This window comes from Kitasatospora sp. NPDC022785 (assembly GCF_055561295.1).
Genome location: NZ_JBVHHB010000019.1, coordinates 86,250 through 105,084 on the forward strand (window position 1 = coordinate 86,250; position 18,835 = coordinate 105,084).

Sequence of the window (18,835 nt, forward strand, 5' to 3'; positions counted from 1 at the left end):
CGTTGCCGCCGCACCCGCGCACGCCGCGGCGGCGGCAGACGGTGACCGTCTGCCGCCGCGCGGCGCCCCGCGTCAGGTGGTGCTGAACGTGAACCAGTTGACGTTGACGAAGTCGGCCGGCTGGCCGCTGGTGAACGTCAGGTAGACGTCGTGCCTGCCGGTGACGGCGCTGATGTTGGCCGGCACGGTGGTCCAGCTCTGCCAGCCTCCGGTGTTGGCGACGGCGAACGAGCCGACGGGGGCGCCGGCCGGGCTGTCCAGCCGGACCTCCACCAGCCCGCTGACGCCGCCGGCCGCCCCCGAGGCCACCCTCGCCTTGAACTGCCGGGCCGCGGTGGCACCGAAGTCGACACCCCGGTAGAGCGCCCAGTCGCCGTTGGCCAGGGCGGCGAGGTTCTGGCCGCCGCCGCTGTCGGTGGTGGTCTCCAGCGCCGTTCCCGACTGGCCGCTGTAGGCCTCGGCCTGGATGGTGCCGTACGCGCTGCCCGTGCCGCCGGGCGGCGTGGTGGGCGGCGGCGTCGTCGGGGGCTGGGTGGTCGGCGGCATCGTGGTCGGCGGCGTCGTGCCGCCTCCCCCGGAGCTGTAGACCGCGACGTAGTCGACCAGCATCGGCACGCCGGACGCCGTCCCCGCAGTCGGCGTCTTGTACCCCGCCACCGGGTCCGGGAACGCGCCGCCCATCGCGACGTTCAGAAGGATGAAGTGCCCGTGAGCGGTGGCCGCGTTCCAGGTGGCGGCGTCCATCTGCGCCGAGGTGACGGAGTGGTACTGCACACCGTCCACGTACCAGCGCAGCTGCTGCGGGCTGACACTGCGGTCCCACTCCAGCGCGTAGGTGTGGAAGTTGCCCTGGCAGGCGGAGCCCGGGCAGGCGTGCACGGCGCCGAGGCCGGTGGTCTCGTTGCACGGGCCGCCGGGGTTGCCGCCGCAGTGCAGGGTGCCCCAGACCTGGTTGACGCCGTTGACGTTCTCCATCAGGTCGAACTCACCGATGGTCGGCCAGTTCCAGTAGTTGCCGCGGTACGGCGCGCCCAGCGTCCAGAAGGCCGGCCAGTAGCCGGCGGCGGCCGGGCCGGTCACGTTGGGCATCTGGATCCGGGACTCGATCCGCAGCTTGCCCCCGGCCGGCGGTTCGAAGTCGCTGCGCCGGGTCTCGATCCGGCCTGAGGTCCAGTTGCCGTTGGCATCCCGGATCGGGGTGATGCGCAGGTTCCCGGCGCCGTCCTGGCGGAGGTTGGCGGTGTCGGAGGTGTAGGTCTGGACCTCGCCGGTGCCCCAGTTGGCGGCGCCGCCGGGGTAGCTCGTCCCGGTGTCGACGATCCAGTCGGCGCCGGCGGGAAGGGTGTTGGCGGCGCCGCCGAAGTCGTCGCTCCAGACGGTGGTCCAGCCGGCCGGGGCGGGCGGGACGGCGGCCGTGGCGGTGGAGCCGAGGAGCGCGGCGCAGAGCGCGGTGGCGGCGCCGGCCGCCGTCAGGACGGTGGCCAGCGCCCGGCGCGGACGCCGGCGGCGGGTGGCGGTGGTTCTGGGAACGGTACGTGCGGACACGGTGGTGCACCTCCGTGGGTGGGCGGACGTTGGCGCGGTGCAGGGTTCGGGTGGTACGGCGGGGCCGCGTGCGGGCGGGTCGGCGGAGCCGGGCGCGGGCCGTACGGCTGGGCAGGGACCGGGCGGTACGGCGGGGCCGGGCCCCGGCGGTACGGCGGGCGGGAAGGCACCTCCCGCCCGCCGGCTCGGGTTCACCAGCCGATGCCGAGGGTCAGGCCGGTGGGCGGGTTGGCGTTGCCGAGGATCTGCACGGACGACTGGTCGTTGATGTCGTCGTACGGGAAGGCGTAGGAGCGGCCGTCGAGGCTGACGCCGTGCAGGTACGCCGCGTAGTCGTTCCCGGCCACGCCGCTGCGGTAGTAGGCCGAGGGCCGGTACCAGTCCGCCGGGGTGAGCGCGACCCCGCGGTGGAAGGCCGCGCACAGCTCGGCACCGAGCTGCTTCTCGGTGTCGTTGCCGCTGGCCAGCGCGCCTGCGCAGGCCATCACGTCCGGCGAGGTGGGCTTGGCCAGGTGGAACGGCCCGGCGCCGTTCTTGGTGAAGGTCAGGGTGTTGCCACTGACCCGCCCGGTGAAGGTCTCACCGAGCCGGGTGAGGGTGAACTGGCCCGCCGTGTAGGTGGACCAGAACCGGTCGATCACCGGCTGGAGGTAACCCTGCTGCGCACCGCCGGCCAGGAACAGGTCGGACGAGCGCGGCGCGACGATCCGGTACGTGCCCTGAAGGGGGCGGAAGGCGGGCCCGACGGCCGCGGCGTAGCCGGCCATCACCTCGGCGCGGGTCCGGGTGATCCCGGCGGTGGTGTCGTAGCCGCTGGACGCCTGCTGGAGCCGGGCGGTCAGCGGGAAGCCGAAGCCGTCGACCTGGGTGGTGTTGCCGCCGAACGCGACCTCGCCGTTGACGTAGGTGTACTCGTACCAGTCGTAGTAGACGTCGTTGTTGGGGTCGGCCGCGTTGCGTGGGTCCGGCCCGCCCCAGCCCTGGTCGTCGGGCGAGACGGGGATGAACAGGGGCGAGCCGAGCGAGATGTAGATCCGGCCGCCGCGGATCGAGGCCGGCGAGGGGACGGTGCGCGCCCGGTCGAGGGTGAAGGACATGTTCGGGTAGGCGACGCCGTTCTTGGTCAGGTGGCCGGGGGCCGTCGCGTCGCGGTGGTCGATGTGCGCGGTCGTGCCGTCGGGCCGCAGGTAGGACCACTGGCCGGGGGTGACCATGCCGAGCACGGTCACGTAGATCTGGGAGTCGGCATAGGCGCCCCGGGTGTTGTTCGTGAAGGTGAGCGGGAAGGTGCCGGGCCCGCCGCCCCCGCCCGGGGTACCCGGCCCGGACGAGCCGACGGTGAAGGCGAAGTGCGGGGTGTCGTAGAGCGGGCCGGACTTCTCGTAGGTGAACCAGTACTCCAGCGTGGAGCCGGCGGCCAGGCCGTCGGCGGTCTTCTGCCAGCTGCCCGCGCTCTGGGTCATCCGGAAGTCCTGCTGGCCGCCGGTGCTCGGCCGGTAGTGGACGTCGACGAGGCCGGCGGGGGTGGCCGGAGTGAAGGTGAACCGGACCGAGCCGGGGCCGGCGGTGGCCGCCGACTGGGTGTAGTCGGTGGCCGCCCGCGCGCCCGCCGCCGTCCAGAGGCCGGTGAGCAGGAGGGCGAGCACCGTGAGCACGGCCATCGGCAGGCCGCGTCGTGGCCGGCGGTGCTGGGCCGGGCGGTACTGCGTCGAGCGGTGCTGGGCCGAGCGGTGCTGCCCCGGTCGGTGCTGGGCCTCCCGATGGTGGTCCGGGCGACGGATGGCCGGGCTGTCGAGGACCGGGCTGTCGAGGGCCGGGCGGTGGCCGGCGGGCCCCGGCACGGGGGCGGGTGGGGGTGGGGGTGGGGGTGCCGTCATGCGGATGCCTTCCCTCGGCGCGGTGGGGCGCGGCGGACGAGAGGGGAACGGGAGGAGAGCGTGCTGTGAGAGCGCTCTCAAGCGGTTGACACACTGTCCCGCCTTGGCTCGCCACGGTCAAGAGGTGAAGCGACGAACTTCTGCCCTAGCCAGGTGAGTTCATCTCTTAAAGCGAGTGGGTTCGCCAAGTTTCTGGACATGCGTCTATGATTGCTGGACAACAGTCCAGAAAGGAGCCCGGCATGGGCATCGTGGCGAACACACTGGTGGGTCTGGTGGCCGCACTGCACGGATACATCCTGGTGCTGGAGATGTTCCTCTGGGAGCGCGCGCCCGGCCGGGGACTCTCCGGCTTCGACGCACCGATGGCCAAGGCCACCGCCCCGCTGGCCGCCAACCAGGGCCTCTACAACGGCTTCCTGGCCGCCGGCCTGGTCTGGGGCCTGGTCGCCGACGACCCGACCGGCTTCCACGTCCAGGTGTTCTTCCTCTCCTGCGTGGTCGTGGCGGGTCTCTACGGCGCGGCGACCGCCAACCGCCGGATCCTGTTCGCCCAGGCCCTGCCCGGCGCCCTCGCTCTCGCCGCCGTCCTGGCCGCCCGATGAGCGACGCACGGGCCGACCGCACCCGGGGCCGTCTCCGTGCCGCACTGCTCGCCGAGTGCGCCGAACGCCCGCTGGCCGAGGTGAGCGTGGCCGCCGTGGTCCGGCGGGCGGCCGTGGGGCGGGCCACCTTCTACCTCCACTACGAGGACCTCCAGGCCCTCGCCGTGGACGCCTGCGCCGAAGTCGTCCGGGACGCCGTCGATGCGCTGCACGCGTGGCGCGGCACCCCCGACCCCGCCGCCCCTCCACCCGCCCTGGCCGCCTTCCTCACCGACGTGGACCGGCACGCGGCGGTCTACCGCTCCCTGCTCCGGCCCGGCGGCACCGGCCCGCTGGGCGACCTCCTCCACCGCGAGCTCCGCGAACGCAGCCGCACCGAGCGGCAGTTGGCCGGAGCCCCGCACCCCGACCTGGTCGCCACCGCGGTGGCCGCCACCTTCACCGCCCTGCTCGCCGACTGGCTCCACGACCTGGTGCCGGCCACCCCGGCCGAACTCGCCGCCCACAGCTGGCGCCTGCTGATCTCCCTCCACCGCACACCGTTCGCCTGAGCGACGGCGAGCCACCCGGCCCGCCCGCTCCCGGGCCGGCCGGGGGCGGGAGCGGGGCCGGGAGCGGGACCGCGGCCGGCCGCCGCAGCCCCACCACTTGCCTGATATCTTCGAAATGCCGTAATTGTTCTGTGACACTCACCCGTGCCACCTGCCCCCCGAGGAGCCAGGAATGACCGGTGAAGCCGAGCCCATCAGCGCTGTCGCCCGCGAGGCACTCGAACGCGAGCTCGCCGCATTGCGCACCGACCGCGAGAAGGTCGCCGTCACCCTGCGGGGCGGCAAGGAGGTGGGCGACCGGGCGGACCAGGCCGACGAGTTGCAGCGCGCCACGGAAGTCGACCGGCTGGACGCCCGCATCGCCGAGATCAACGGCCGCCTGCGCCAGGCCGCCGTGGCGGGCCCTCCGAGTACCGACGCGGTCGGCGTGGGCAGCACCGTGACGGTGCGGTTCGCCGACGGCACGGAGACCACCCTGCAGATCGGCCAGGTCGCCGGGGCACTGGACCGGACACTGGTCACCACCGACAGCCCGCTCGGCCGCGCCCTGATCGGCCGCCGCGCCGGCGACACCGTCAGCTACGAGGCGCCCGGGGGGCGGACGACGGCCGTCGTGCTCTCCCTCGGCGGCGGGGAGGACGGGTGACGACGGCCGGAAACGGGCGCCTCGGGAGGCGGGCGGACTCGGGGCGACGGGCGGACTCGCGGCGACGGGCGACAGGTCGGCGCCTGCGGTTTCGGGCGGCCCGTCAGCCCGGCGGCCCCGTGGGCCCATCATCAGCCTGTCAGCCCGACGATCCCGTCAGCCCGACGATTCCGGCCACCAGGTTGATGGTGGTGGCCAGGATGCTGGCACCGAACACGTAGGACAGCAGACAGTGCCGGAGGATCACCGCCCGGAGCTCCGAGCTGGAGACGCCGGTGTCGGAGACCTGGTAGGTCATCCCGAGGTTGTAGCTGAAGTACAGGAAGTCGCTGTACCGGGGCGGGTCGTCGGTGTTGAAGTCGATCCCGCCCTCCGGCGGCAGGTAGTAGAGGTACGCGTAGCGGGTGGCGTACATCAGGTGAAGCGCCGCCCAGGCCATGAACACGCCGCAGAGCGCCGTCGCCGCGGCGGCCCGGCTCACGTCCGTCTTGCCGACCAGGAGCAGCGCCACGATCCCGACCAGTCCGCACAGGGCGGCCGCGACGACAGCGAGTTCCTCGACGACGGGGCGGAACTCCTCACGCCCGACGTTGCGATGGGTGCTGGTGGGGTTCATCGGCCACAGGACGAGCCACCCGGCCACCACGAAGGCCGTCTCCGCCACCGCGATGCCGGCGAGGATTCCCAGCGGCAGGTTGGTCGGCACACCGACGGCCGCGCCGGCAGCAGCTCCGAGGACCGTCGAGCCGGCGAGCCGGGGAACGGCGGAGAGCACCAGCCGGTGGGTCATGGGGGCCTCGGGACGCAGAGCCATCGAAAGCGGACGGAAGCGAACGGGGACGGACGGAAGCGCACGGGGACGGACGGAAGCGGACGGGGAGCGGGCAACGTCAGCGTATCCGCACGTGAACCCGGGTGCAGCCCGGCAGGCCGAGGACGCCTGTCGCGGCAGGCCACCGAGGCTCCGGGGGCGAATGGCGCGCGCGGATCGGCAGGCACGACCTGCCCGCACGTGCGCACGCCACCCGGGCCGCAGGGAGCCGGCCGTCGGGCGGACATGATGGGGGTGACACCCCATCACCGGACCCGACCCGCATCGAGGACAGATGACCGACGCCTCCGCTTCCTTCCGGCTCCACCCCGGATCGCCCGACTCCCCCGTGATCCTGCACGTCCCGCACTCCTCCCGCGCGATACCCGCCGACGTCCGCGCCGGGATCGTGCCGGACGACGAGGCGCTCGCACTGGAACTGGACCACATCACCGACGCGCACACGGCGGAGATCGCCGCCGCTGCGGCAGCGGTGGCGCGCGTCACTCCCTGGCGGTTCGTCAACCGGCTGTCCCGCCTCGTCATCGACCCCGAGCGCTTCCCCGACGAGCGCGAGGAGATGCTGGCCGCCGGCATGGGGGCGGTCTACACCCGCACCACGCACCGCGAGGAGCTCCGCCCGGCCGGCTTCGACGGGCAGCCGCTGCTGGAGCGCTATTTCCACCCGTACGCGGAGGCGGTGACGGCCGCGGTCGCGGAACGCCTCGAAGCGGTCGGGCGCGCGGTGGTCATCGACGTCCACTCGTACCCGACGAAGGCCCTGCCGTACGAGCTGCACGGCGACGGGCCCCGGCCGCCCATCTGCCTCGGCACGGACCCCTTCCACACGCCCGCAGCGCTGCTCGACGCGGCGCAGCAGGCGTTCGCCGGCTTCGGCGGCACCGGCCTCGACAGCCCGTTCGCGGGCACGTACGTGCCCCTGCGGTACTACGGGAAGGCCGCCGACGTCAGCGCGCTCATGGTGGAGATCCGCCGCGACCTCTACATGGACGAGCCCGGCGGCCCGGCGGGCTCGGGGCTCGGCGCACTGGCGGGCGCGCTCGCCGCTCTCGTCGACCGGGTGTCCGCCTGACGGTCCTCCGGGGGCGGTGGGGGGCCCGCTGGGGGCCTCCGACCGGAGGCCGGCAGCCTACTGGATGCTCCAGCGGTGCGGGTGGCCCGGGTCGGTGGGGCAGGCGAAGATGTTGAGCTCGCCCCAGCTGCCCACGGTCACCTCGGTGGGTGTCGCGTGCGGGTGCGGGGGCAGGTCGTGTTGCTCCAGTGGTTTCCAGCTGCCACTGCCGCCGTCCCACTCCGAGCTGTCGACGGTGAGCAGCAGGTGCATGGGGGTCGCGCAGGCCCGGCAGTCCATGGGGGCCGGGTCGGTCGAGTGCCAGGAGGCGAAACCGCCGACGCGCCAGCCGGGCGGGATGGACAGGTCGTACTGGTAACCGACCGTCGTGACCTCGTCCCCGCCCTCGTCCTCGGACTGCTCGGCCTCCTCCTCGCGGGCGTCCTCCCAGGCCTCGACCCGGGCGCAGAGGTCCTCGGGCAGGAGACCGGCGAACGGGTACGTGGTCACCTGCTCCGGGTGCAGCACACAGGGTTCGGGCACGTATCCGTCGAAGCCGGCGAGCGGTGCCTGCGGCGGGGCGGCCAGCACCTCGGTCACCTCCCACGATCGGCGCCAGCGCAGATCGATCTGCATGCCGAAGCCGGTCGGTCCGTGCGCGTCGAAGGGACACCAGAACACCTGGAGCAGGTCGCAGTCGCCGGGCCCGGCCGGCAGGTCGGGGAGGTCCCGCCGGTACAGCTGGGCGAGGCCGATCATCGGCAGCGGCCCGGTCGCCTCGGCCCCTTCGAGCCGGTGTTCCCGCCTGAGCCCGTCCAGCAGCTCCCGCTCCTCGTCGGTGGGGCCCGACGCCGGGTCGCGCTCCCAGGCGGCCGCCAGCACCTCCCGGTACCGGCGGACGTCCGCCGGACGCCTCCCCCGCCGGCGGCCGTGGGAGTCGGCGCAGACCGGCCACGCCTCGTCCGCCGGCCACAGCAGCGGCCCGCCCACGGAGCTGGCCGACACCTCCGGGCGGCCCGGCCGCGGGTGGAGCCGGGTGGTGGTGCCCCGATGGGCGGCCAGCTCCGGGAAGAGCGCCTCGACATCGAGCGGGCGCGGGGGTGTGGTCCTCGTCATGGCCGCGACCTTAGACACCCCGCAGCCGCGGCGATCAGGCACCCCGGCAGAGCGCCCATGGACCAAGGTCAACCCCGGTGTGACCCTCCCGCCCTCCGTGCGCGGGTGTCTGGCACCAAGAACCCCTCACAGGACGATCACACTGCTCATACTCTCAACGCTGCACCCCGCGGGCGACGCCTGCACGCCGACGGCGGGAGCCTCCGTCATGCCCCGCCAGGCGAGAAGCCTGCCCGATTCGTGTGTGAGCTTACGGCCCCCGACCATGCTCGGACCCAGGCCCACCGGGACATCGGCCGAAACCGCTCCGCCACTCTGGAGCGATACCCGGCGGGCTCCCCATCGTCAATACAGTAGCGATCTTGCTTCGAGGTGCCGGGACCGCGCGAAAGGAACATCCTGGGGTATAGATGCAGACGCCAGCACGCGGCGACGCCAGGAGGTGTCTCAATGTCTCATGCACTTCCATCTGGTAGCGAGACCGACAGCCGCGAACGTCGCCGAATGTGGCGGAGAAAGTTGCTCGTGTGGCTGATGTATACAGTTGTTCTAGGCACCCTTCCGGTGGTGATAGATGGAATGCGCCTTGCATCGAACGGAGACCACTGGGTGGATTCCATAAACTCTGGAGCGCTATTTCTGGTGATGATGGTGCTATGCGGAGCGGCATTCGGAGAGCTCATGGCATCTACAATCCCACCCAGCTGGAAGAACCTGTCAATTTTTGTGGCTGGCCTTTGCCTGGTCGCCGTCATCCTCAGCCTTGTGTTTTGGTTTGGGGCGATCGAGGCATTCGAGGCCACCGGCGGAAGGTCGAATAGGTCACCGCTACTAGACGTATCTCAGTCAATATGGGCATTTTCGATTGCTGCCGCCGTTAGCCTGACTGGCGTTGGCTTGGCATCCAGTGGCCTGATCGTCCCACCAGTTCAGGATGCGCACTAATGGCGGCAACATTCTGGTTGATGGTTTCCCTAGGGGCGGCAGTGATAATTGTAGGGGCTCTCGGCTTTTCGAAGTGGCGAAGGGAGTGGCGGGATTTTGATTTGGCCGCCGATCAGCGGCGCGTGGCAGACGAGGATAGGCGCCACAGGGAGCTCTATAGTCGTGTTGCCAGTTTGCTGCAAATGCGACTGAACTACCTTGAGCAGCAAGAACAGCACATCAAATTTCGACCAACCTCCCCCCACGAGGCTACAGTAGCCTTGGGAGAGGAGATTCCCGACCGCCGAGCTCGGGAATTCGTCATCCAGCGTATCGATTCAGATGGCTATTCAGATAATCTATGGGTCCGCGAGCCGGAACTCGGGTCGAATATCGTGCTGGCTGAGGTGTACCTTGATCAGGCTCGCATGTACAGAGTTAGGTTTGTGCACACGAATGGATCAATTGAAGAATTTGGCGGCTCATATTCCAACAAGTCAACCGCGTTTGATGTGGTACAGGCCCTTGGGGATGCAGAGCGGATGGACCCCCAGCCGAGCGAGCAACAGCGTGCCACAGCCTCGCCAAATCCGGCGGCTCGTGGCGGCGGCTCGCCGTCGCCCGAGGACAGGAAACTGCCGAACGCCGAGGCTGCGCCTGCAGGTTGGCGCCGGTAGACCACGCCGCCTTGCAAAAGCTAAGTCCGCGCCACCTGTCGGCTATGCAAGGCCCCTGCTGGTGACCTGAGTGTCTAACTGCGCTACCACAGCCCCTTTGGCGTACAGCGACGGACACTCACGAACTGTCTGCGCGGTTCAGCAGCAGATCTCCCCCACGTCGATCCAGGGCCCGAGTTGCTTCGGGACGACGAAGCCAACGAGCATGAAGCTGATGACACCCCACCCTGCCCCGGCTCTGACGCGACTGGTCCCCTCCACAGCAGGTAGGAGGAGGTGTGCGGCCGCAGCGCAGGGCAATGACAGTGCCGCGGTCGTCGGGCAGGTCGCTTACCGGAAATTCCGCCGAGATAGCCCCGCCAGCAGCACAGAGCCCCCCGGTGACGCCGCCAAGCGTCCGGGGGCTCTGCTCTGCCCTGCCCTCTCCCCCACACCTGCGCGCCGGCGCGGGGAAGAGGCGTTCGGGGCCCAGCCGCCCTCCGCGGGGGGATGTGGGGGCGGCCGGGCCGGTCGGTGGGCTACTCCGGGTCGGGGTCAACGAGGAACATGCGCGCTACGGGCTGTTCCGCTTCCCCTTCGGCATCCTCGACCGCCTGGTGGTACGTCCTGACGAGATCCGCGTACTGCGGGTCGGTCCAGCTGTCCATGAGGTCTCCCTTCCCGCAGCAGCGTACGGACTGCCCGGAGCGTGGCCGACTGTTACGCCGGAACAGCCTTGCTGGGCTTCGGCTTCGGCTTCTTCTCGATCTTGATCGGCCCGCAGTTGGAGCTCGGGGTGTGCCAGACGATCGACCGGACCCCCACCTCGTTCTCCTCCGGGCCGGCCCACAGCGCACGGTCCGGTGCCACCCCGGCCGCCTCCATCGTGGCGACCGTCAGGGCGATGCTCTCGGCGTCATACGCCGTCTCCTCCGGCGTCTCCGGGTAGTGGTGAATGAAGCCGCCCAGCTTCTCGCAGAGCTGCCCGTACATCTCCGTGTGCAGGATCAGGGCGTGCCAGCCCTCGTCCACCACGGGCGAGGGCGCGAGCGGGAGGTCCCGGTTTCGCGAGACGGTGACGAGGTAGGCCAGCGCCTCCCCCACGATCTGTCCGGCGAGATTCATCTCCATTCCGGGGTTGTTGCCGACGACGGTCAGGGCAACGCGTCGGAACTCGTCCCGCGTGAGCAACGTCGTCGTCGGGCTCGCCGGCTTCGCCGGGATCATCGGCCCGGGTCCGGGCGGAGCCGGCGGTGTGGGCGGCGTCGGAGTGGTCATACTGGTGTCTCCTCACACTGCGGGGTTCCCGACGTCGGCGACGCCGGGGCCGTTCGGTGTTGCGGAACCCGCTCCGGCCGGCTGCCTGCCAGGGATTGACGGTCGGGGCGGGAATCTGTGGGGACCCAAGAGGGCCGGTCCTGTGCCTACCGGGGCACAGGAGGTGAGAGGCCGTCCCGCGCTCGGCGCTGGTCAGCTCATAGGCCGCCGATGCCAAAGACGGCCGCGGAGTACGGGTGCATCAGCGGTGCTTCAGGTGGTTGACTTCGCGAACCCGGGCCAGCAGTTCCGCTCGCCGCTGACGCTGCTCCGACGTCAACGGGATCTCGCTGAACTCCTCCGGCGTCAGAACCGGGCGGGGAGCTGACGGGGCGCTTCGGCGGCCACCGGTGCTCCCTCAGCCACTCGAACGGGTTGACCGGCGCTGCCAGTTCATCGCCCGGCACATCCGACGCGTACGGTGCAGGGCCGCCCAGGAAATGCGTCCACGGGGCCGGGTGCCGCTCCTCAGCGCTGCCCATGTACTGCCTCCAGAGCCACACACTCCCCGTCGTCCAGGTGCTGTGCACGGGCCTTGGCGAGGTTGCGCCGGATCGTGGGGTACTCATCCGCCGAGTACTGCTCCTCGGCGCCGGCGAAGAACGCGCATTCGGGACACTCATGGGCGGCCGGCGCGGGAGCGTCGGGCGTTTGCGGGGCAGTCCTACGAAGCGCCACCCAGCACCCCCTGCCACGCGTGCGAGGGGCACCCGCACCCATCCGGGGGCGCGTACTTGCAGGGGTTCGGGGGCGGTTGGGCTTCCTCCGCGTGGACCGCATCGCCACCCAGCTGCCTACGTACCGTCATCGCCGCTCCTTACCCCGCGTTCAGGTGTTGTCTGGACCTGCCGTCTCCCGCTGGAAAGCCAGCCCGCCGGGAGTTGAGCTGGCCGCCTACTCAGCATCGGATGCCTGACGACCTGGCAGTATGCGCAAAGACGCCAAAAGCATTGACGCCATCCGTCAATATGAGCGCCGTGACGACGTCAATCCAGCGCGTAGACCGTGGGTCACGCCGGCAAGCGGAGCAAGCAGCCCGAACAATTCGGCTCGGGGGCATCCGTGATGGCCTACCGCCCAGCGAGATCGTGATGCGGATCCTGACGGCCCTTCCCAACGTGCACCTTCTGGAGGCGCACCGATGGGCGCAGGGGTGGAGTCGATCAGAGTTGTCGGCCCACATCGACCGCGTCTACGAGGACGACGGACTTCATCCTCCGCACGTCTCGGACGCTGAGCTGTGCCGCTGGGAGCACGGCCAGCGTCGTCCGTCCGATGAGCGCGTTGACTACCTTTGCCGCGTCTATGGCACGCGGCCCGACCGGTTGGGGTTTGGGCATGACTACAGTGGTGCCATGCTGGGACACCTCGAACAGGCCGGCCTGTCCGGCGCCTTCCCGCTGACCAACGCTGACTCCAAAGCCGATCTGATCGATCGTCTGCGCGGTGCGCGTGAACGCATCGTCATGTTCGGCCTTACCAGGAACTTCTACGGCAACGACGAGATGCTGCCGCTGTTCACCTCCAAGTCCAAAGAGGTTCCCATTCGGATCTTCATCATGGATCCACACTGCGCCTCCCGTAGGGACCGGTACCGGCTGGAGCCGGCCGAGGCAGCGATGGAGGATCCGAATCGCTACGTGCGAGAGGTGCTGAACCCTCTCGTCCAGGCCGTCGCCCGCGAGGGCACCGACCTGAAGGTCTACCTCTACGACTTCCCGTGCAGCTTCGCGATCGAGCAGATCGACGACACCATGCGCGTCATGCTGTACGGCCACGGGAAACGCGGGACCGACGGACCGATCCTGGTCTTCGACAAGGGCGAGGGCGACGGCACGCCGTACTGGCAGTACTTCGCCGAGCAGTTGGCCTGGATGCAGCGTTTGGCGGACGCGGACGAGATCCCTGAGCCGTGGCGGTCGAAGGACATCCGCATCCGCGAGTACTGCTGACCTGCGGCAAGCGCTGCACAGGTGTCAGGGCCGCCTCGCTGGCAGCAGCCGGCGAGGCCCGGGCAGCCGTCAGGCGGGCTCCGCACCCGCCTCCGTGTGGAGGCCCAGGAGGGCGGCGGCCTGTTCGCGCATCTCGACCTTGCGGACCTTGCCGGTGACGGTCATCGGGAACTCGTCCACCAGGTGCACGTAGCGCGGGATCTTGTAGTGGGCGATCCGGCCGGTGCAGTACGCGCGCAGGGTTTCGACGGTCAGCTCGCCGGCGCCGGGGCGCAGCCGGATCCAGGCCATCAGCTCCTCGCCGTACTTGGCGTCGGGGACGCCGATGACCTGGGCGTCGAGGACGTCGGGGTGGGTGTGGAGGAACTCCTCGATCTCGCGGGGGTAGATGTTCTCGCCGCCGCGGATGACCATGTCCTTGATCCGGCCGGTGATGGTGAGGTAGCCCTCCTCGTCCATCACGGCGAGGTCGCCGGTGTGCATCCAGCCGTCGGCGTCGACCACCTCGGCCGTGCGGTCGGGCTGGTCCCAGTAGCCGAGCATGACCGAGTAGCCGCGGCTGCAGAGTTCGCCGGGGGTGCCGCGGGGGACGGTCTGCCCGCTCTGCGGGTCGACGATCTTGACCTGGAGGTGCGGCCCGACCCGGCCGACGGTGGAGACTCGGCGCTCCAGCGGGTCCTCGACGCGGGTCTGGGTGGAGACCGGGGAGGTCTCGGTCATGCCGTAGCAGATCGACACGTCGCGCATGCCCATCCGTTCGACGACCTGCTTCATGACCTCGGTCGGGCAGGGCGACCCCGCCATGATGCCGGTCCGCAGGCTGGACAGGTCGTGGTCGGCGAATTCCGGGTCGTTGAGCTCGGCGATGAACATGGTGGGGACCCCGTAGAGCGAGGTGCAGCGTTCGGCGGCCACCGCGCGCAGGGTGGCGGCGGGATCGAACGCCGGGGCGGGGATCACCACGCAGGCACCGTGCGAGAGGGCGGCGAGGTTGCCCATGACCATGCCGAAGCAGTGGTAGAAGGGCACCGGTACGCAGATCCGGTCCTGTTCGGAGTAGCCGCACAGCTCGCCGACGAAGAAGCCGTTGTTGAGGATGTTGCGGTGGGAGAGCGTCGCGCCCTTGGGGAAGCCGGTGGTGCCCGAGGTGTACTGGATGTTGATCGGGTCGTCCGGGCCGAGTGCGGCGCCCGTGCTCCCGGGCCGGTCGGTGTCCCCGGCGGCGAGCAGTTCGCTCCACCCGGTCGAACCGATCAGCAGGACGTCCTTCAGCTCCGGACACCGCGGCCCGGCCTCGGCGAGCATCGCCGCGTAGTCGGAGGTCTTGAACGAGGGCGCTGCGACGACCGTCCGGATGCCCGACTGCCGTAGTACGTACTCGAGTTCGTGCGTGCGGTAGCCGGGGTTGACGGTCACCAGGATCGCGCCGATCCGGGCGGTGGCGTACTGGACGAAGACCCACTCCGCGCAGTTCGGGGCCCAGATCCCGACCCGGTCGCCCCGGCCGACGCCGAGGGCCAGCAGGCCGCCCGCGACCCGGTCCACCTCGGCGGACAGCTCGCGGTACGTCCAGCGACGGCCCGTGGGCAGGTCGACCAGGGCCTCGCGACCGGGGAAGGCGCGGACGGCACGGTCGAGGGCCGCGCCGATGGTGTCGTCCAGCAGGGGTGTGGCCGAGGCGCCGGCGTCGATGCTGGGAGGCGGGGTGGGCATGCGGGGGCTCCTCGGCTCGTCCGGACAGCTGGCGACCGAGTCTATGCAGGGCCGCGCCTGACGTCATTCACCCCGGTGGACTGGAACCATGACGCCACGTCACCCCAATGTCGAAGGAGGATCCATGGCAGGTCAGTTCGAGGCCGTGATCGAGGTCGAGCGGCCCATCGCGGAGGTGTTCGCCTTCCTCGCGGACGGCCGGAACGACCCCAGGTTCAGCCCGCGCGTGCTGGAGATCAGCAAGACGCCGGACGGTCCGACCACCGTCGGCACCGTGTTCAGCAGCACGGTCAAGGACGCGGGGATGAAGTCCCGGCGGCAGATCCGGATCACCGCACTGGACGCGCCGACCACGCTCCGCTGGACCGAGGTCTCCAAGAACCTCGTCACCTCCGACGTCGGGGGCTACGACCTGGCGCCGCTCACGGAGACCACGACCCGGGTGCGGATCTTCAACAAGCTGGAGGGCCACGGCCTGGGCAAGCTGCTGGTGGGCCTGGCCCTGAGCGCGGCCCGCAAGGACGCGCCCGCGTTCGGGCGGCGCATCAAGGCGGCGGTCGAGGCCTCCTGAGCGCCGGTACCGGCTGAGGCGGGAGGGCGTGGCCGGACACGACGCGGGCGTCCGAGCTAGCCGGCAGAGGGCGGGGCCGCGCGGGCGGCACCCGCCTCCGGCGTGGGCCGCCGGCCCCGGGTGGATCCCGGCCGGCCGGTGGCCGTGGCCGGGATCCGCCGGAATCCCGGTGCGGACGGTGTGCCTCTTCAGGCAGAGATGGGTGGAGATGATCCGAAATCTGACCAGCAGAAACGATCAATCGGGTACATTCGCGGCTGACTGATGATCAGTCACCGGGGGCGTGGAGTCGGAGCAGGTCGTCGCGCCCTCCGGGCCGTTCCCGCACCCCGGACAGGACCCTTGATGCCGAACCCGCAGCCCGCCGTGACCCGGCGCACCGTCGTCGGGGCGATTGGCGCCACTGCCGCCGCCCTCGCCGTCGCTCCTGCCGCCGCTGCCGCGGCCGCCACGTCCACCGCTCCGGCCGCACCCGCCGCCGGACGGGGCGCGCGGACCGTCGGCGCCCCGGCCACCCGGGCGCAGTCCGCGGCGGGCAGCGAGGCCGCGAGCGTGCGGGCCGGGTTCCCGATCCGGTACGTCGGCGTCAGCTGGGACGGCCCCCGGCGCGGCGCCGCGATACGCCTCCACCAGGACGGCGCGGCACCCGGCGCCTGGCAGCCGCTGCCCGCCGGCTGCGCGGGCGGGCCGGACGGTCCCGAGGGCCCGGGCCGTCCGGGAGGCATCGGTACCGCCACCGCGCTGGTCGCCGCCGGCGGCGCGCCCGGCTACGACCTGCGTCTGCCCGACGGCGCGGGCAACGTCCGCACCGCCGCCATCGACACCGTGCACGGCCCGGTCCGCCGCCTGGCCGTCTCCCCCACCTCGCCGGTCACCCTCGCCGGTGCCGAGTACCTCTCCCGGGCGGCCTGGGGCGCCGACGAGTCCAAGCGCTTCAAGAACGGCGTGGAGAACTCCCCCGCGAAGTACTACCCGCTCCAGACCCTGACGGTCCACCACACCGACACCCCGAACGCCGACCCCGACCCGGCGGCGACCGTGCGCGCGATCTACGAGTACCACGCCATCACCAACGACTGGGGCGACATCGGCTACCACTTCCTGATCGACGAGGCCGGGCGGATCTACGAGGGCCGCTGGTCCGGCGACGACGGTGCCCCGGCCGAGGACCGCGCCGGCAACGTGGTCACCGCCTTCCACACCGCCGGCTTCAACTCCGGCAACCTCGGCATCGCCCTGCTCGGCACCCTGAGCACCCAGGACCCCACCCCGCAGGCCCGCCGCTCCCTGACGGCCCTGCTCGCCCTCGCCACCGGCACGCACCACCTCGACCCGCAGGCCCACGTCACCTTCGTCAACCCGGTCAACGGCGTGACGAAGCCGGTCGAGATGATCAGCGGCCACCGCGACTGGCTCGCCACCGACTGCCCCGGCGGCTCCATGTACGCGAGCCTGCCCGCCCTGCGCGCCGAGGTCGCCGCGCTGGGCACCGCCGCGCGCTGACCCCGGAGGCCGCCGCTCGTCCTTCCCCGAGCGACGAGCGGCGGCCCTCCGGCCCGCCCTGGCGGCGGCTGTCCTACGCTGGCTGCATGCCCGTACATCGAGGACCCGAAGGGCCGGCCGCCCGTGAGCGCGTGCCGCAGGCCGACGGGCTGGACGAGGTCCGGCGGCTGCTGGCGGGGCGGGGCGTCGCCGTCCTGAGCGGCGCGGGGCTGTCGACGGAGTCGGGCATCCCCGATTACCGAGGTGCCACCGGCCTGCTTCGCCGGCACACGCCGATGACGTACCAGGAGTTCGTGGGGAGCGAGGCGAGCCGGCGCCGGTACTGGGCCCGCAGCCACGCCGGGTGGCGGGCGGTCGCCGAGGCGCGGCCGAACGCCGGGCACCGGGCGGTCGAGCGGCTGCGCCGGGCCGGCCTGGTGTCGGCGGTGATCACCCAGAACGTCGACGGGCTGCACCGCGCGGCCGGCACCGTCGACGCCGTCGAACTGCACGGCGGACTCGACCGGGTCGTCTGCCTCGGCTGCGGGCGCGGCAGCACCCGCGAGGAGCTCGACCGTCGCCTGCACGCCCTCAACGGCGCCGCCCCCGGCGCGGACGCCCGGGTGAACCCGGACGGGGACGTGGAGCTGCCCGACGCCGCGGCCGCGTCCTTCCGCGTCGCGCCCTGCACGGCGTGCGGCGGCATCCTCAAGCCCGACGTCGTCTTCTTCGGCGAGAACGTGCCCGGGCCACGGGTCCGGCACTGCTACGACCTGGTCGACGACGCCCGCGCGCTGCTCGTCCTCGGCTCCTCCCTCACCGTCCTGTCGGGCCTGCGCTTCGTGCGGCACGCCGCCGCCACCGGCAAGCCCGTCGCGATCGTCAACCAGGGCGCGACGCGTGGGGACGCGTACGCGGAGGTGACGCTCTCCCTGCCACTCGGCGCGACGATGACGGCCCTGGCGGAGCAGCTCGACGGCGGGCCTTCCGCCGGCGGCTGACGACGTACGATCCCGGTGGGCACCGCCTCGAAGGCGCTCCCCGGTACGCGCCGGGCCGCTGCGCCCACGGGTTGCGTATCCTCTGTAGCTGTTTGGTTCTGGTGTTTTCGGTGTGGTGGTGAGGGGAGCGGGGCTGTGGCGGATACCGGACTTCTGGCCCATCAGCGGCAGGCGCTGATCGCCGAGATCGTGCGCCGCAGCGGTGCGGTGCGGGTCGCCGATCTGGTCGAGCAGTTGGGCGTCTCCGACATGACCGTCCGCCGGGACCTGGACGCGCTCGAGCGTTCGGGCACGGTGAAGAAGGTACACGGTGGTGCCGTGCTCGGGTCGGAGACGGCGATGGCCGAGCCCGGGTTCGAGGTGAAGTCCGGCCTCGAGTCCGCGGCGAAGGCGGCGGTGGCGGACTCGGCGGCGGCCCTGGTCGAACCGGGCAGCGTGATCGCGATCTCGGCGGGGACGACGGCGTTCGCGGTCGCGGCGAGGCTGCTGCGGGTGCCGCGGCTCACCGTCGTCACCAACTCGCTGCCCGTCGCCGACCTGATCCGGTCGGCCGGGGAGCAGCACGATCCGGATGCGCCGTCGCTGCTGCTGACCGGGGGCTCCCCGACGCCGTCCGCGGCGCTGGTCGGACCGCTCGCGGACCAGTCGATCCGGGCGCTCCACGTCGACCTGCTGATCCTGGGTGCCCACGGGGTGTCCGAGAAGGCCGGTCTGACGACGCCGAACCTCGCCGAGTCGCAGACCAACCGGGCGCTGATCGCCTCCGCCCGGCGCGTCGCGGTGGTGGCCGACCACAGCAAGTGGGGCGTCGTCGGCCTCAGCGGGTTCGCGGCGCTGGAGGACATCGACGTGTTCGTCACCGACTCCGGGTTGGGCGAGCACGCCCGGGGCGTCCTGGCGGAGGCGGTCGGCGAGTTGGTGGTCGCCGAGGTGCCCGCGACCTGAGCGCGACGCCTCGGCGACCATCGCCGCCCGGTGCGGCCCTACCCGGGCGGG

The 18,835-nt window shown here is 71.5% G+C and carries 17 protein-coding genes; 10 read left to right on the forward strand and 7 right to left on the reverse strand.

Annotated features, from left to right (window positions below; all coding sequences use genetic code 11):
• Positions 1–72 precede the first annotated feature (72 nt).
• Positions 73–1,545: a glycoside hydrolase family 16 protein gene (locus ACZ3YO_RS26475; RefSeq protein WP_465573786.1), complete on the reverse strand. Its 1,473-nt coding sequence runs from the start codon at positions 1,543–1,545 to the stop codon at positions 73–75.
• 191 nt (positions 1,546–1,736) lie between these two features.
• The gene (locus tag ACZ3YO_RS26480) at positions 1,737–3,422 is read right to left on the reverse strand and encodes a glycoside hydrolase family 64 protein (RefSeq protein ID WP_465573788.1); all 1,686 of its coding nucleotides are present in this window, start codon (positions 3,420–3,422) and stop codon (positions 1,737–1,739) included.
• Positions 3,423–3,664: 242 nt separating this feature from the next.
• On the opposite strand from ACZ3YO_RS26480, the gene ACZ3YO_RS26485 reads away from it, so the two are divergent.
• From ACZ3YO_RS26485 to ACZ3YO_RS26495, 3 genes are all read left to right on the forward strand, one after another.
• Positions 3,665–4,027, forward strand: coding sequence for a DUF1304 domain-containing protein (locus ACZ3YO_RS26485; protein ID WP_465573790.1), 363 nt, complete (start codon positions 3,665–3,667; stop codon positions 4,025–4,027).
• A complete protein-coding gene (locus ACZ3YO_RS26490) occupies positions 4,024–4,578 on the forward strand; it encodes a TetR family transcriptional regulator (RefSeq protein ID WP_465573793.1) in 555 nt (184 codons plus the stop codon). The genes ACZ3YO_RS26485 and ACZ3YO_RS26490 overlap by 4 nt, the downstream gene beginning before the upstream one ends.
• Positions 4,579–4,750: 172 nt before the next feature.
• Positions 4,751–5,224 (forward strand): GreA/GreB family elongation factor, encoded by a 474-nt coding sequence (locus ACZ3YO_RS26495; protein ID WP_465573796.1) that lies wholly within the window; start codon positions 4,751–4,753, stop codon positions 5,222–5,224.
• A gap of 139 nt (positions 5,225–5,363) precedes the next feature.
• Here ACZ3YO_RS26495 and ACZ3YO_RS26500 read toward each other — a convergent pair whose 3' ends face one another.
• Positions 5,364–6,038 (reverse strand): DUF1345 domain-containing protein, encoded by a 675-nt coding sequence (locus ACZ3YO_RS26500; RefSeq protein ID WP_465573799.1) that lies wholly within the window; start codon positions 6,036–6,038, stop codon positions 5,364–5,366.
• A 292-nt stretch (positions 6,039–6,330) separates the two neighbouring features.
• On the opposite strand from ACZ3YO_RS26500, the gene ACZ3YO_RS26505 reads away from it, so the two are divergent.
• A complete protein-coding gene (locus ACZ3YO_RS26505; protein WP_465573802.1) occupies positions 6,331–7,128 on the forward strand; it encodes an N-formylglutamate amidohydrolase in 798 nt (265 codons plus the stop codon).
• 57 nt (positions 7,129–7,185) lie between these two features.
• On the opposite strand, the gene ACZ3YO_RS26510 is transcribed toward ACZ3YO_RS26505, so the two are convergent.
• Positions 7,186–8,223: a hypothetical protein gene (locus tag ACZ3YO_RS26510; RefSeq protein ID WP_465573804.1), complete on the reverse strand. Its 1,038-nt coding sequence runs from the start codon at positions 8,221–8,223 to the stop codon at positions 7,186–7,188.
• A 1,127-nt stretch (positions 8,224–9,350) separates the two neighbouring features.
• Here ACZ3YO_RS26510 and ACZ3YO_RS26515 point away from each other — a divergent pair.
• Positions 9,351–9,824 (forward strand): hypothetical protein, encoded by a 474-nt coding sequence (locus tag ACZ3YO_RS26515; RefSeq protein ID WP_465573807.1) that lies wholly within the window; start codon positions 9,351–9,353, stop codon positions 9,822–9,824.
• Between the two features lie 518 nt (positions 9,825–10,342).
• Here ACZ3YO_RS26515 and ACZ3YO_RS26520 read toward each other — a convergent pair.
• Both ACZ3YO_RS26520 and ACZ3YO_RS26525 read right to left on the reverse strand, forming a co-directional pair.
• Entirely contained in the window at positions 10,343–10,471 is a 129-nt protein-coding gene (locus tag ACZ3YO_RS26520; RefSeq protein WP_396324907.1) for a hypothetical protein, read from the reverse strand.
• Positions 10,472–10,523: 52 nt separating this feature from the next.
• Positions 10,524–11,081: a glycine-rich domain-containing protein gene (locus ACZ3YO_RS26525; RefSeq protein ID WP_465573810.1), complete on the reverse strand. Its 558-nt coding sequence runs from the start codon at positions 11,079–11,081 to the stop codon at positions 10,524–10,526.
• A 947-nt stretch (positions 11,082–12,028) separates the two neighbouring features.
• Between ACZ3YO_RS26525 and ACZ3YO_RS26530 the strand changes: the two genes are divergently transcribed.
• Positions 12,029–13,072, forward strand: coding sequence for a helix-turn-helix domain-containing protein (locus ACZ3YO_RS26530; RefSeq protein WP_465573812.1), 1,044 nt, complete (start codon positions 12,029–12,031; stop codon positions 13,070–13,072).
• 69 nt (positions 13,073–13,141) lie between these two features.
• Here the strand turns inward: ACZ3YO_RS26530 and ACZ3YO_RS26535 are convergent, their stop codons facing one another.
• Positions 13,142–14,785: an AMP-binding protein gene (locus ACZ3YO_RS26535; protein ID WP_465573815.1), complete on the reverse strand. Its 1,644-nt coding sequence runs from the start codon at positions 14,783–14,785 to the stop codon at positions 13,142–13,144.
• Between the two features lie 124 nt (positions 14,786–14,909).
• Between ACZ3YO_RS26535 and ACZ3YO_RS26540 the strand changes: the two genes are divergently transcribed.
• The 4 genes from ACZ3YO_RS26540 to ACZ3YO_RS26555 all read left to right on the forward strand — a co-directional run bounded on the left by ACZ3YO_RS26540 (position 14,910) and on the right by ACZ3YO_RS26555 (position 18,784).
• Positions 14,910–15,356, forward strand: a complete 447-nt coding sequence (locus tag ACZ3YO_RS26540) for an SRPBCC family protein (protein ID WP_465573817.1) — start codon at positions 14,910–14,912, stop codon at positions 15,354–15,356.
• 345 nt (positions 15,357–15,701) lie between these two features.
• On the forward strand, positions 15,702–16,859 hold the full coding sequence (locus tag ACZ3YO_RS26545; protein ID WP_465573819.1) for an N-acetylmuramoyl-L-alanine amidase: 1,158 nt from the start codon (positions 15,702–15,704) through the stop codon (positions 16,857–16,859).
• 86 nt (positions 16,860–16,945) lie between these two features.
• Positions 16,946–17,839, forward strand: a complete 894-nt coding sequence (locus ACZ3YO_RS26550; protein ID WP_465573822.1) for an NAD-dependent protein deacetylase — start codon at positions 16,946–16,948, stop codon at positions 17,837–17,839.
• 135 nt (positions 17,840–17,974) lie between these two features.
• On the forward strand, positions 17,975–18,784 hold the full coding sequence (locus tag ACZ3YO_RS26555) for a DeoR/GlpR family DNA-binding transcription regulator (protein ID WP_396324899.1): 810 nt from the start codon (positions 17,975–17,977) through the stop codon (positions 18,782–18,784).
• Positions 18,785–18,835: the final 51 nt, after the last annotated feature.

Excerpts from the sequence above, each read along its gene's own strand:
- ACZ3YO_RS26480 (WP_465573788.1), bottom strand. The coding sequence starts at position 3,422 with ATGACGGCACCCCCACCCCCACCCCCACCCGCCCCCGTGCCGGGGCCC.
- ACZ3YO_RS26485 (WP_465573790.1), top strand. The coding sequence starts at position 3,665 with ATGGGCATCGTGGCGAACACACTGGTGGGTCTGGTGGCCGCACTGCAC.
- ACZ3YO_RS26490 (WP_465573793.1), top strand. The coding sequence starts at position 4,024 with ATGAGCGACGCACGGGCCGACCGCACCCGGGGCCGTCTCCGTGCCGCA.
- ACZ3YO_RS26495 (WP_465573796.1), top strand. The coding sequence starts at position 4,751 with ATGACCGGTGAAGCCGAGCCCATCAGCGCTGTCGCCCGCGAGGCACTC.
- ACZ3YO_RS26500 (WP_465573799.1), bottom strand. The coding sequence starts at position 6,038 with ATGGCTCTGCGTCCCGAGGCCCCCATGACCCACCGGCTGGTGCTCTCC.
- ACZ3YO_RS26505 (WP_465573802.1), top strand. The coding sequence starts at position 6,331 with ATGACCGACGCCTCCGCTTCCTTCCGGCTCCACCCCGGATCGCCCGAC.
- ACZ3YO_RS26510 (WP_465573804.1), bottom strand. The coding sequence starts at position 8,223 with ATGACGAGGACCACACCCCCGCGCCCGCTCGATGTCGAGGCGCTCTTC.
- ACZ3YO_RS26515 (WP_465573807.1), top strand. The coding sequence starts at position 9,351 with ATGCGACTGAACTACCTTGAGCAGCAAGAACAGCACATCAAATTTCGA.
- ACZ3YO_RS26520 (WP_396324907.1), bottom strand. The coding sequence starts at position 10,471 with ATGGACAGCTGGACCGACCCGCAGTACGCGGATCTCGTCAGGACGTAC.
- ACZ3YO_RS26525 (WP_465573810.1), bottom strand. The coding sequence starts at position 11,081 with ATGACCACTCCGACGCCGCCCACACCGCCGGCTCCGCCCGGACCCGGG.
- ACZ3YO_RS26530 (WP_465573812.1), top strand. The coding sequence starts at position 12,029 with ATGCCTGACGACCTGGCAGTATGCGCAAAGACGCCAAAAGCATTGACG.
- ACZ3YO_RS26535 (WP_465573815.1), bottom strand. The coding sequence starts at position 14,785 with ATGCCCACCCCGCCTCCCAGCATCGACGCCGGCGCCTCGGCCACACCC.
- ACZ3YO_RS26540 (WP_465573817.1), top strand. The coding sequence starts at position 14,910 with ATGGCAGGTCAGTTCGAGGCCGTGATCGAGGTCGAGCGGCCCATCGCG.
- ACZ3YO_RS26545 (WP_465573819.1), top strand. The coding sequence starts at position 15,702 with ATGCCGAACCCGCAGCCCGCCGTGACCCGGCGCACCGTCGTCGGGGCG.
- ACZ3YO_RS26550 (WP_465573822.1), top strand. The coding sequence starts at position 16,946 with ATGCCCGTACATCGAGGACCCGAAGGGCCGGCCGCCCGTGAGCGCGTG.